This is a genomic window from Leeia oryzae DSM 17879 (assembly GCF_000376945.1).
Lineage (GTDB): Bacteria > Pseudomonadota > Gammaproteobacteria > Burkholderiales > Leeiaceae > Leeia > Leeia oryzae.
The window spans coordinates 98,069-109,930 of the sequence record NZ_AQXU01000022.1; the positions used below are offsets into that span (position 1 = coordinate 98,069).

Sequence of the window (11,862 nt, forward strand, 5' to 3'; positions counted from 1 at the left end):
CCGGTTGAAATGGTCTGATTAGATGAAGCCTGGCGCTGGGTCAGGCTGCATGATGAGAGGCCGGGAGCCCGGCAGGAATGGGTGTTGCAGAAGTAGTAGACGGTGCAAGCCGCGCTTAGCGGATGGACATGGCTTCGCGATAGTTGGTTTCATCAAATACCAGTACCGAATTGGTATCTGACTCAATGCCCACACAGTCTACCGTGACCTTGACGTAACGGCCCAATCGTCTCCAGATGGCAGATGCCAGCCGTTTGCCAAAAAGCCGCTCCGTTTCCAGTACCGACATCTCCATCTCTGCCGACGCTGTCAGGATAAAAGCACCTTGCCATGGTTTCTGACTGAGCAGTTCTGGTCTGCGCCAGTACTGGTTAATGGCGTCAAGCGCGCGGTGACATTCAAGTTCACTCAGTGGCGCAAGGGTAATCGTAATACGATAGCTTTTCATAAATTCAGTCTAGCATGCACTTTCTGGTCATCACTGTTATCATGACATGTCATTTGAATAATGTAACGTTTTTGCAACGATTTTGACTTAAAGGCAACAACTCAATGCGTACTTTGTCATCCCGACTCGCTTTTTTCGCCGGTCTGGCGCTGTCAGCCACCGTTGGCAACAGCTTTGCCGCAGGTTATCCAGTCAGTGGCCAGTGCGATGGTTACCCCAGAATCAATGTCTCGACCCCCCCTGGGTTTTGTGTGGGCGTGGTGGCAGACGGCTTTACCTTTCCGCGCGGCATTTTGCCATTAAGCAACGGAGACGCTTTATTAGTAGATATGGGCGGTTGGCAAAATAACAAAGGGTCCGTGTGGCGATTACATTTCCAGAATAGCACCGTACAGAAAACCCGTGTGCTGGACAAACTGGACCGGCCGCACGGCATCGTGATGGGCCCGGACAAAAACGTTTACGTGGGCGTGGTGGGCGGCGTCATCCGCTTCAAACCAGATCAGACGCCCGCCGTAGCAGAACACATGATTGGCGGTACGTCTGGCATGCCTGCGCTGCCAGCTACCGGCCGCCATCCACTGGTCAGTCTGTTGTTCGACAAAGACGGACAACTGCTGGTGAATACCGGTAGCGAATCCGACAATTGTGATGCGGCAGCAGGTCAAAGCGTCTGCAAGGAGGCCGAAGGTAAAGAGGCACGCGGACTGGTACGCCGCTACCGCTTTGACAAACCTGGCGGCAAATTTATCGACTGGCAGGTATTTAGCAGTGGCTTGCGCAACTCGGTTGCCCTGGCCCTGCACGGGGAGAGCGGAACAATCTGGCAAGGAGAAAACAGCCGCGATGCCATTGGACGCAAACTTAACCTCCCCAATGATAATGACCTACCGCACGACGAGATCAACCGCCTGGAAGCCGGGGCCAATTATGGCTGGCCTTACTGTTACGACAACAACCTCCCTAGTCCGGAGTTCCCCAAGGCAGACTGCAAGAAGACCAGAACCCCGGTCAAACTGCTGCCCGGCCATGCTGCGCCGCTGGGGATGGCGTTTTATACCGCCCAGAAGTTCCCCGCCAGCTGGCAAGGTAACTTGCTGGTCGGATTTCACGGCTACCGTGATAACGGCCACCGTCTGGTCGCCTTTGCTACCGACCAGAACGGTGCCCCAACCGGCAACTTTAAATCGTTGATTGAAGGCTGGGGTGCCAAAGGTGCTCAACCCATGGGGGCGCCAGTGGATGTGCGCGTGGCCGCAGACGGCAGCGTTCTGATCACGGAAGACCGCAACGCAGACGTACTGCGACTGGTGTATATCGGGAAATAAACGGGGTAGCTGACAAAATTATGCGATCAGGATAAACACGTAGAACCCCGGTGAACGTTTGACGTTATGACATGTTGCATGCCAGAATCATAACGAATATTCGGTCATTTATCCGGGTGTGGTGTGAGATCTGCATCATGCCGCTGAAAGAAGGGGTTCGTATTGGCACTGGCTTATCGCACTGCAATTCGGCAGATTGTAGGCAGTATGTTTGTGTTCTGCTGTCTGGTGCCGGCTTCCCATGCCAGCAAGCCCCGGATCTCTTTTTACACGGAAGAATATCCGCCGCTCAATTTCAGCCGCCAAGGCACACCGGACGGGTTAGTGGTGGACGTAGTGAATGTATTATCCAGAAAAACCGGGACCAATATTTCCGTAACACTGGTGCCCTGGGCCAGGGGCTACAGACTGGCGCAGTTGAAGCCGAATACCGGCCTCTTTGCCACCACCCGCACCCTGGAACGGGAGCGGCTGTTTCAGTGGGTTGGGCCATTAACCACCACCGTGACCAGCTTTTATGCCTTGAGCCGCAATGAGAACTACCGGCACCTGACAATGGCGGATGCCAAAAGAATGGACAATATTGGTGTACCACTGGACTGGGCGTCTTATCAGGTGCTGGAGAAGGTAGGTTTTGACAACCTGGCCGCAGTGTCCGATCCGCAAGTCATGCTGAAACTGCTGAGAAGCGGGCGAGTACCCTTGATTGTGGCTGACCAGCAGAACATGCCGGCCCTGCTGAAAGCCGAGAACATGACAAGCGATCAGGTGACGGCAGTGTTGCCGTTTATCCGTAACAGCACCTACATCGCCTTTTCGCTGCAAACATCGCCAACGTTGGTCAAAAGCTGGCAAAAGGCACTAAACCAGATGAAGCACGAAGGTACCTATCAGGTCATGTTCAAAAAGTGGCTACCGGACGACACACCACCAGATCTGGTTGCGTTGCCGGACATTTCACCCGAACCCCTGGCGGAAGCTAAAAACCGTCAGCATTAAGCATACTGGCGGTTGATTCTGCCAAGCGGACTACACCATCAGCGCATGCGGTTCCAGGAAGCGATGGCGTCTTTTTTGTTGGCTTCCGGACGGCTAATGGCGGTGCAATTGCCGTCTTTTCCATATTTGGCGCATTGTACCCAGACACGGTTAGAGCCTGCCTTGCGGAGTTCTCCGGGCTGGCCGCATTTGGGGCATGGCTTGATATCGGGCAGGGTGGCGGGTGTCGAGGTCATCTTGATCCAGAGTGGGCAACTATCAGGTCTTCATTATAACCATGATGCACCCCATCTGCAGACAGCTACCCTTAAATTGGCCGGTCTGAATGCATTATTCCTGCATAATTCCCCCGAATAACCCCAAGAATCGCTACAATATGCGTCTTATTGTTGCCGAAAGGGTCTGAGCTTTTACGCTCTTGATATGGGTAGTCATATATTACTGGTGTTGTTGGCGTTGTTTCTGGTCGCACTCAATGGCTTTTTTGTGGCCGCCGAGTTTGGATTGGTCAAATTAAGGGCAACACGGGTAAAGGCGATTGCCAAAACACAAGGGTTACGAGGCCGGATTCTGGCAAAAGTCCATGGGCAGATGGATGCGTACCTGTCTGCCTGCCAGCTGGGGATTACCCTGGCGTCGCTCGGGCTCGGTTGGGTAGGTGAACCGGCCTTTGCCGAGCTCTTGACCCCGGTACTGAACCTGGCCGGTATCTTTTCCGAAGAGCTGGTTCACGGCATTTCTTTCTTCTTTGCGTTCTTTACCATTTCGTTCCTGCACATTGTGGTGGGGGAACTGGCGCCAAAGTCCATGGCGATCCGCGTGCCGGAGTCGGTGGCGCTATGGTCTGCCGTGCCGCTGTACGGGTTTTACCATGGCATGTATCCGGCGATCTGGGTACTGAACAACAGTGCCAACGCTGTATTGCGACTGGTGGGGCTGGGGAGCGGCCACGGACATGAAGCCCATTATTCGGCCGATGAACTGAAGCTGATTGTCCGCAGCGGCAAAGATACCAGCAACTTTACCAAGGCGGAGTGGAATATCCTGGCGCATACGCTGGATTTTGGCGAGCTGGAGGTCTCTGACCTGATGCGTCCGTTTAGCGAGGTGGTTGCGCTCAGCGCAGACAAAACGCTGGCAGAAAACCTGGACATCATTGCTCAGCACCGTTTCAGCCGTTATCCGTATCTGGACAAGGACGGTCACATCAAGGGGGTTATCCACCTCAAGCATCTGTTCTTGGCACTGCAAGGCAAACCGGAAGCACTGGACCTGGCCAAGCTGATGCGGCCGGTCGTGTATGTAGCGCCGGATATCCAGGCGATGGAGCTGTTTCGCCGCTTCAAGCTGGGCGGCCCGCATTTTGCCGTTGTTGCTTACCAGCCGGAAGACCCGCTAGGGTTCGTGACACTGGATAACCTGCTGGGCGCACTGGTAGGCGAGATCCGGGACGAGTTCCGCCAGCACTACAATGACTGGACCTTGCTGGATGACGGTACCCTGATCGGCAAGGGGAGCTTACCCATTTTCACGCTGGAGCGAGCGCTCGGTGTGGATGTGGATCAGGATGATGCAGATTCCGTCGGCGGCCTGATCATGTGGAAGCTGGGTGAAATCCCCAAAGAAGGCGACAAGATCAGCTTCGAGCAGTTTGATGTGGTGATCAAGAAAATGAGTGGCCCGCGCATCATTCTGGTTCGGGTGTACCCGCGCGTAGATGTCTCCGCTGTACATTCTCATTAGGGCCTGTTCACACTGTTTTCTCGAGATGCAGCGCAGACCTTTTTGACCGCAACCCGTAGGGAACCGGGTAAAACAACACCTCTCGTAGTTGCGCTCCTCACCCAGGCGCCCAGTCTGGGCTTCGTCACCCACCTGGATTGCCGTTGTTTTCACCCGGTTCACACTCGAAAAAATAATGTGAACTGGCCCTCATTTGGTTCAAAATATCTGTAGGGCTTGTTCTGGTTTTTCAAATGGCTGGCAGATCTGGGTGTGCTAGCATCATCTGATGACCTGCTGCATGCGCAGAGAAGCCCCATCACAAGGAATCCGGATCATGAGCAAACTGCCTACCTATTTTATCTCTCACGGCGGCGGCCCTTGGCCGTACATGCCGGATTTCCGCGCGAAAATGCGCATTCTGGAAGAGTCGCTGGTCGACATGACCCGGCAACTGGGGCATAAGCCCAAAGCCGTGCTGATGATTTCTGGTCATTGGGAAGAATCTGTCTATACCGTGATGTCCAGCCCCAGACCCCCCATGGTGTATGACTACTATGGTTTTCCGCCGCATACCTATGAGGTCAAGTATCAGGCGCCGGGTGATCCGGTGCTGGCAGAGCGCGTGCGGCAGCTGATTACGGATGCCGGTTTGCCCGCTGCGCTGGACCCTGAGCGTGGTTTTGACCATGGTACTTTTGCCCCTTTGGTGGTGATGTATCCGGATGCGGATGTGCCGGTGGTGCAATTATCCATGCGCAGCCACTACGATCCGATGGAGCATGTGAAGCTGGGCAGGGCGCTGGCGCCATTGCGCGATGAAGATGTGCTGATCATTGGTAGCGGACTTAGCTACCACAACCTGCGGATGTTTGGCCCGCAAGGAAAAGAAGCGTCAGAATTGTTTGATCACTGGCTGGCGGATGCCATGGCGTTGACGTCTACAGAGCAGCGGACTGCGATGGTCTGTGACTGGGCCAAAGCGCCGGCCGCACGAATTGCACATCCGAGAGAAGACCACCTGATTCCGTTGATGGTGGCGCTGGGCGCAGCAGAGGCAGAACCCGCCACGCAGGTGTACCACGAAGAAAATATCTTTGGCGGCATTACGGCGTCCAGTTATCGCTTTGGCTAATGTTTGCCGTGCTGGTTGTCGGGCTAAGCCCTGGCCGGTTTGTATTACGGTTAGCGAGTTAGCATGCCGCCGCTGGATTCCCGTACCATCAGTTTGGGCTGCGAGAAGTAATGATTATGCGTCGCAGGGTGGTCCCGCAACTGGTTGAGCAGCATTCTGGAGGCGATTTCGCCTTGCTGCTCCGGGTTGATGGCTAACGTGGTCAGCGGTGGATTGGTATGTTTGGCCGTGGCGATATCATCAAACCCGATCACGGCCATGTCTTTGCCGGCGCGTAAACCGCGATAATCCAGCTCGTTGAGCACCCCCATTGCCACCAGGTCGTTATAACAGACTACGGCGGTTGGCCCGTTTTCCATGTCCAGCAGGATTTTTGCACCGTCCTGCCCGCCTTGCATCGAGACGGGGGAGTCCACTACCCAGGCCGGGTTCAAGGAAATACCTGCCTGTTTCAAGGCTTCTTCGTAGCCCGACTGACGTTGCAGGCCAACCAGACTATTCTGGCTGCGGCCAATGAATCCGATGCGAGTGTGTCCCAGTCTTAGCAGATGTTCCGTCGCCATACGTGTACCATCTACGTTGGCAGCACCTACATAATCGTAATTCAGATCTCCCAGCTGCCGGACCATGATCACAAACGGCAGATGCATTTCCCGCAGCCGGTCTATTGTTTCTACCGAGGTTCCAAACGCAGGACACATCAAAATGCCGGCGGCGTTTTGCTCCCGGAACGATGCAATGACCTTTTCTTGCACCTGCGCGCTTTCAGCCGTATGGGCCATCAGGGTAATGTAACCAGACTGCAGCAGCACCCGTTCAATGCCGATCAGTAATTCGACAAAGAAGGGGTTGGTCAGGTCGTTAACGATAACCCCCACCACATTACTGCTTTTTTGCCGCAGATTAGCCGCCATGCGGTTGTAAACGTAGCCCAGTTTTTCTGCCGCTTTCCAGACTTTGGCAGCGGTTTCCGGCTTGATCAACGGGCTTTTTTTCAGTACCAGGGACACGGTCGATTTGGAGACGCCGGCTTCTGCGGCGATGTCATGAATCGTGATAGCGCTACCAGGGGCTTTGGACAGGGACATTGTCGGATATAAAAAAGTTGTTGACATTCGAATCTTACCATAATAATATTTTTGGAACGTTCCAAATAATGATTAAAACGATCTAAAGAGGTAGTACACATGAATCCGATCCGCTGGGCACTTGTGGGTGCCAGTACCATTGCCCGTGAATGGATGTGCCATGCCATCACGGCCGAAGGCGCCGGCCAGATACTGGCTGTCGTGAGCCAAAGCCAGGACAGGGCCGACAAGTTTGCGGCCGAGTTCAATATTCCCCAAGCCAGCAGCGCTTTGGACGATGTGCTGACTAACGCGGATATTGATGCTGTTTATATCAGTACCACCAACGGTCACCATTTTGCCCAGGCCATTGCGGCCATGAAGGCGGGCAAGCATGTCCTGTGCGAAAAACCATTGGCCCTGACGCTGGACGAAGCCCGTGAAATGGTGGCGGTTAGCCAGCAGGCGGGTGTGGTCATGGCCACTAACCATCATCTGAGAAACGCAGCAACCCATCGCAAGATGCGTGAACTGGTGCAGACCGGAGCCATTGGCAAACCTTTGTTTGCACGTGTGTCCCATGCTGTCTATCTGCCTGAGCATTTGCAGGGCTGGCGCCTGAACCGTCCGGAAGAGGGCGGCGGGGTGATTCTGGATATTACCGTGCATGATGTGGATACCCTGCGTTTTATCTTTGGCGCAAATCCCTTGTCTACTGTCGGGATTGGCCGTAACAGCCAGATGGCCATCCAGGACCTGGAAGATGGCGTCATGGCCGTGATTGAATTTGAAAACGGCGTGCTGGCACAGGTGCACGATGCCTTTACCACCCGGTTTGCAGAGACGGGCATCGAGATACATGGCACGGCTGGTTCGATTTTTGCCAAAAATGTCATGACCCAGAAAGCCGTAGGGACGGTTGAGCTGAAAACCGAAGCAGGTTTGTCTGCCGTGGCTGTGGAACATGAAAACCTGTATGTGCGTTCTGTACGCTGCTTCCACGAGGCTGTGCGCGGGCTGGGCCTGCCTGCTGCCACCGGCGAGGATGGCGTCTGGTCGCTGGCGACGGCGCTGGCTGTGCAGGAAGCCTGCCGCACGTATCGTCGGGTATATGTTGCAATTTAAGTTAGCAAGTTTGTGAGATGGGTGACCAAATGAAGAAGTTGATAAGCCTGAATGAAGCCGCCAGCCTGATTCAAGATCAGGCCGTGGTAACGGTGAGTTCGTCGAGCGGACTGGGATGTCCGGATGCCATGCTGGCTGCTATTGGCGAGCGCTTCCGGGCCACGGGCAGTCCGTCTGCACTGACCATGCTGCATCCGATTGCGGCGGGTGACATGTATGGCATCAAGGGGGTGGAGCATCTGGCACAGCCGGGGTTGATCCGCCGCATCATTGCCGGCTCGTTGCCGAGTGGTCCTTCTTCATTGCCCATGCCGGACATCTGGCGCCTGATCGTAGAGAACGAGATTGCCGGTTACAACGTACCCAGCGGCATCCTGTTTGACATGCACCGTGATGTGGCAGCCCACAAGCCGGGCGTGCTGACCAAAGTGGGGCTGGATACCTTTGTGGACCCGGACCGGCAGGGATGCGCCATGAACGACAAGGCTGCCAGTGAGCCGATTGTGCAGAAGGTACACTTTGGTGGGGACACCTGGCTGCATTTTCCGAATATCGTGCCAGATGTAGCGATTATCCGTGCGACCACCGCAGACGAAAAAGGCAATCTGTCCTTCGAGCATGAAGGGGCATATCTGGGCGGGCTGGATCAGGCGCTGGCGGTAAGAAATAACGGAGGTATCGTCATTGCACAGGTCAAGCGTGTCGTCGCTAATGGCTCGCTACGTACGCAGGATGTGCGCGTCCCGTGCAATCTGGTGGATTATATTGTGGTGGATGAGGCGCAAATGCAAACCACCCAGACCGCGTATGATCCGGCCATCAGTGGAGAGATCCGCCAGCCGGCACATATTTTTGAATACGCTGACTGGGGTACCGACAAGGTGATAGCCCGACGCGCGGCGATGGAAGTGGCGGAAGGCGATGCGGTTAATCTGGGGTTTGGCATTTCGGCCAATGTGCCGCGCATATTGCTGGAAGAAGGGCTGGATGGTGAAGCGACCTGGGTGATCGAGCAGGGGGCGGTAGGCGGCGTGCCTTTATTGGGGTTTGCTTTTGGCTGCTCGGCCAATGCGGATGCCATCATGCCGTCGCCAGACCAGTTTACGTATTTTCAGGGCGGCGGATTCGACCTGTCTTTGTTGTCTTTCATGCAGATTGACCGCATGGGGAACGTCAATGTCTCCAAGCTGGGGGCCAAGCCTTACCTGACCGCAGGTTGTGGTGGTTTTGTGGATATTACCTCGCATGCAAAATCGATTATTTTCTCCGGGTATTTCACGGCGGGGGCCAAGTTTGAAGTCGGTAACGGTGAACTGAAGATCACGCAGGAGGGCCGGTCCCGCAAGTTTGTGGAGGAAGTGGAACACGTAACCTTTAGTGGCAAAATTGCATTGGAACGTTCCCAGAAAATATTGTATGTTACCGAGCGTTGTGTGATGACACTGACCCAAGCGGGTTTGATGGTGACAGAAATTGCCCCGGGGATTGATCTGGAAAAAGACGTACTGGGACAGGCAGAGTTTCCGCTACTGGTATCTCCATCACTCAAGCGGATGGATGCCGCCCTGTTTACCAATGCACCGATGAACCTGACGCTGAGGAAATCCGCATGAGTACGCCAGAAGGTAATATTCGTCTGCATCAGGATGGGCAGATTGCTACCATCCTGATTGATCGACCAGCAAAACTGAATGCCTTGACGCCTTTCATGCTGAACGAGCTGGAAGCCGTGGTGCGTGAACTGGACGCCAGAACGGATGTCCGGGCGGTGATTCTGACGGGGGCCGGAGAGCGGGCGTTCTGCGTCGGTGCAGACATCAACCAGTGGTCCAGTCTGGAACCGTTGGGCATGTGGCGGTCGTGGGTCCGGAACGGGCATCGCATTTTTGATGCATTGGCGCAGTTGAGGATGCCGGTGATTGCAGCCATCAATCATCATGCATTTGGTGGCGGTCTGGAACTGGCGGCCACGGCGGATATCCGCATTGCAGACCCGTCTGCGACGTTTGCCTTGCCGGAGGCTGGCATTGCGACTTGCCCGGGCTGGTCTGGTACGCAACGGCTGGTTGGGCTGGTCGGTGTGGGGGCCGTGAAACTGCTGGCGTTTACCGGGCGCAAGATCAATGCCGAAGAAGCACGGCGGATTGGCCTGATTCAGGAGATATCTGCCGCTGGCCAAGTCTTGCCACATGCCCGGCAGATGGCCGAAGAGATTGCCCGCCAGGCACCGGTGTCTGTGCAGCTGACCAAGCAGCTGATAGATGCTGGTCAGGGAGTTGGTCTGGCCATGACGCTGGAAGCCATGGCCGGCGCATTGTCTGCCACAACAAAAGATGCAAAAGAAGGCTTGCGCAGCTTTCAGGAAAAGCTAAAGCCAGGCTATCAAGGAGAATGAGATGACATTGTTGAACACGCCCGCTAACCAGACGTTGCCTGCCGAACCATTTGTCGGGCAAATGCTGATCAATGGCCGGTTTGTAGAAGCCATGGCAGGCAAGCGAGATACCCGCTTCAGCCCGGCACACCAGATTGCGGTGGGATCGTATCCGCAGGCGCAGGCGGCTGATGTGGACCTGGCGGTGAAAGCCGCACGCACAGCGTTTGATGCGGGCATCTGGTCGGAGATTACTGCGGCAGAACGGGCAGATGTCCTGCTGAAAGTGGCAGACCTGATTCTGCGTGACCTGGAAACGCTGGCGTTGCAGGAGTCGCTGGAATCCGGCAAGCCGCTGGTACAAGCTCGGGACGAAGTCAAAGGCACGACCAATCTGTGGCGCTACGCCGCCGCACTGGCCAGAACCCTGCACGGTGAAAGCTATAACACGCTGGGCAAGGACATGCTGGGGGTGGTGCTGAAACAGCCAATCGGCGTGGTAGCCATGATTACACCCTGGAACTTCCCGCTGTGGATTTTGTGCCAGAAGCTGCCGTTTGCGCTGGCGGCGGGTTGCACGGCGGTGATCAAGCCTAGCGAATTGACCAGCGGTACGACCGTGATGCTAGGCAAGTTGCTGCAAGAAGCCGGTGTACCGGACGGTGTTGTGAATATCGTGACGGGCCTTGGGCCGGATGCCGGTCAGCCGCTGGTTGAGCACGAAGGGGTCGACATGATTACCTTTACCGGCTCTACCCGGGTGGGGCGGGCCATTGCGGAAGTTGGCGGCCGCCAGTTGAAGAAGGTGGCGCTGGAACTGGGCGGTAAAAACCCGCAGATCATCTTCCCGGATTGTGACTGGGACGCCGCAGTGGATGCCGTGGTCTTTGGGGTGTATTTCAATGCGGGCGAGTGCTGTAACAGTGGTAGCCGGATCCTGGTACACGAAGCCATTGCCGAGCAATTTACCGCGGCTGTTATCGACAAAGCCAAGTCGGTCGCCGTGGGGGACCCGCTGCATCCGGACTGTAAAGTAGGGGCGATTGTCAGCGAAGCACAGATGAACGGCATCTTGTCGCATATTGATGCCGCGCGTAAGGCGGGGGCCGAGGTGCGCTTGGGGGGCAAACGCCTGCCATCGGGTCAGGGTTATTATCTGGAGCCCACCATCATTACCGGGGTGTCGCCCGAGATGCCTGTAGCCAAAGAAGAAGTCTTTGGCCCGGTACTGGCGGTGCTGACTTTCAAGGATGTGAAAGACGCGATCCAGCTGGCTAACAGCACATGCTACGGCTTGTCGGCTGCGGTCTGGAGCAAGGACATGGACGTATGCCTGGAAACCGCCCGCGCGATCAAGGCTGGCACGATCTGGGTGAATACCTTCCTGGACGGATACGCCGAGTTGCCGTTTGGCGGATTTGGCGACTCTGGCTTGGGTCGGGAACTGGGCAAGTCGGCAGTAGAAGATTTTACGGAAACCAAAACGGTGCAGTTGCATATCGGACCGCGTCGTCACTGGTGGCTACCGAAGTAACACGGTAGTCATGACCGGCGAGTGCCAGCCGCGTCAACGTAGTTTGCGTTGGCATGGTGCTCGCCGGTTTGCAGAGAAGCTGGCTGACAGGCAGATATGTGCCTGAAAGCCGCTGGAAGTTGGTGTTGTG

The 11,862-nt window shown here is 55.7% G+C and carries 11 protein-coding genes; 8 read left to right on the forward strand and 3 right to left on the reverse strand.

The annotated features are described in order from the left end of the window. Positions 1-115: 115 nt before the first annotated feature. Complete coding sequence (locus F552_RS0109215; RefSeq protein WP_018151450.1) at positions 116-448, reverse strand: hypothetical protein; 333 nt, start codon at positions 446-448, stop codon at positions 116-118. A 104-nt stretch (positions 449-552) separates the two neighbouring features. Between F552_RS0109215 and F552_RS0109220 the strand changes: the two genes are divergently transcribed. Further along, a complete protein-coding gene (locus F552_RS0109220; RefSeq protein WP_018151451.1) occupies positions 553-1,776 on the forward strand; it encodes a PQQ-dependent sugar dehydrogenase in 1,224 nt (407 codons plus the stop codon). A 162-nt stretch (positions 1,777-1,938) separates the two neighbouring features. Next, positions 1,939-2,775, forward strand: coding sequence for a substrate-binding periplasmic protein (locus tag F552_RS18980; RefSeq protein ID WP_018151452.1), 837 nt, complete (start codon positions 1,939-1,941; stop codon positions 2,773-2,775). 38 nt (positions 2,776-2,813) lie between these two features. Here the strand turns inward: F552_RS18980 and F552_RS0109230 are convergent, their stop codons facing one another. Continuing rightward, positions 2,814-3,011: a Lar family restriction alleviation protein gene (locus F552_RS0109230; protein WP_018151453.1), complete on the reverse strand. Its 198-nt coding sequence runs from the start codon at positions 3,009-3,011 to the stop codon at positions 2,814-2,816. 187 nt (positions 3,012-3,198) lie between these two features. On the opposite strand from F552_RS0109230, the gene F552_RS0109235 reads away from it, so the two are divergent. Together F552_RS0109235 and F552_RS0109240 are read left to right on the forward strand one after the other, a co-directional pair. Next, the gene (locus F552_RS0109235) at positions 3,199-4,518 is read left to right on the forward strand and encodes a hemolysin family protein (RefSeq protein ID WP_018151454.1); all 1,320 of its coding nucleotides are present in this window, start codon (positions 3,199-3,201) and stop codon (positions 4,516-4,518) included. 316 nt (positions 4,519-4,834) lie between these two features. Next, positions 4,835-5,632: a DODA-type extradiol aromatic ring-opening family dioxygenase gene (locus F552_RS0109240; RefSeq protein ID WP_018151455.1), complete on the forward strand. Its 798-nt coding sequence runs from the start codon at positions 4,835-4,837 to the stop codon at positions 5,630-5,632. 50 nt (positions 5,633-5,682) lie between these two features. Here the strand turns inward: F552_RS0109240 and F552_RS0109245 are convergent, their stop codons facing one another. Then, a complete protein-coding gene (locus F552_RS0109245) occupies positions 5,683-6,747 on the reverse strand; it encodes a LacI family DNA-binding transcriptional regulator (protein ID WP_211208255.1) in 1,065 nt (354 codons plus the stop codon). A gap of 72 nt (positions 6,748-6,819) precedes the next feature. On the opposite strand from F552_RS0109245, the gene F552_RS0109250 reads away from it, so the two are divergent. Genes F552_RS0109250 through F552_RS0109265 form a run of 4 tightly spaced genes read left to right on the forward strand, consistent with a single transcriptional unit; the run spans position 6,820 to position 11,732 of the window. Beyond that, a complete protein-coding gene (locus F552_RS0109250; RefSeq protein WP_018151457.1) occupies positions 6,820-7,824 on the forward strand; it encodes a Gfo/Idh/MocA family protein in 1,005 nt (334 codons plus the stop codon). A 29-nt stretch (positions 7,825-7,853) separates the two neighbouring features. Next, complete coding sequence (locus F552_RS0109255; RefSeq protein WP_026182558.1) at positions 7,854-9,437, forward strand: acyl CoA:acetate/3-ketoacid CoA transferase; 1,584 nt, start codon at positions 7,854-7,856, stop codon at positions 9,435-9,437. Beyond that, positions 9,434-10,219, forward strand: coding sequence for an enoyl-CoA hydratase/isomerase family protein (locus F552_RS0109260; protein ID WP_018151459.1), 786 nt, complete (start codon positions 9,434-9,436; stop codon positions 10,217-10,219). Before F552_RS0109255 ends, F552_RS0109260 begins: the two co-directional genes overlap by 4 nt. A gap of 1 nt (position 10,220) precedes the next feature. Beyond that, the gene (locus tag F552_RS0109265) at positions 10,221-11,732 is read left to right on the forward strand and encodes an aldehyde dehydrogenase family protein (protein WP_018151460.1); all 1,512 of its coding nucleotides are present in this window, start codon (positions 10,221-10,223) and stop codon (positions 11,730-11,732) included. Positions 11,733-11,862: the final 130 nt, after the last annotated feature.

Excerpts from the sequence above, each read along its gene's own strand:
- F552_RS0109215 (WP_018151450.1), bottom strand. The coding sequence starts at position 448 with ATGAAAAGCTATCGTATTACGATTACCCTTGCGCCACTGAGTGAACTT.
- F552_RS0109220 (WP_018151451.1), top strand. The coding sequence starts at position 553 with ATGCGTACTTTGTCATCCCGACTCGCTTTTTTCGCCGGTCTGGCGCTG.
- F552_RS0109230 (WP_018151453.1), bottom strand. The coding sequence starts at position 3,011 with ATGACCTCGACACCCGCCACCCTGCCCGATATCAAGCCATGCCCCAAA.
- F552_RS0109235 (WP_018151454.1), top strand. The coding sequence starts at position 3,199 with ATGGGTAGTCATATATTACTGGTGTTGTTGGCGTTGTTTCTGGTCGCA.
- F552_RS0109240 (WP_018151455.1), top strand. The coding sequence starts at position 4,835 with ATGAGCAAACTGCCTACCTATTTTATCTCTCACGGCGGCGGCCCTTGG.
- F552_RS0109245 (WP_211208255.1), bottom strand. The coding sequence starts at position 6,747 with ATGTCAACAACTTTTTTATATCCGACAATGTCCCTGTCCAAAGCCCCT.
- F552_RS0109250 (WP_018151457.1), top strand. The coding sequence starts at position 6,820 with ATGAATCCGATCCGCTGGGCACTTGTGGGTGCCAGTACCATTGCCCGT.
- F552_RS0109255 (WP_026182558.1), top strand. The coding sequence starts at position 7,854 with ATGAAGAAGTTGATAAGCCTGAATGAAGCCGCCAGCCTGATTCAAGAT.
- F552_RS0109260 (WP_018151459.1), top strand. The coding sequence starts at position 9,434 with ATGAGTACGCCAGAAGGTAATATTCGTCTGCATCAGGATGGGCAGATT.
- F552_RS0109265 (WP_018151460.1), top strand. The coding sequence starts at position 10,221 with ATGACATTGTTGAACACGCCCGCTAACCAGACGTTGCCTGCCGAACCA.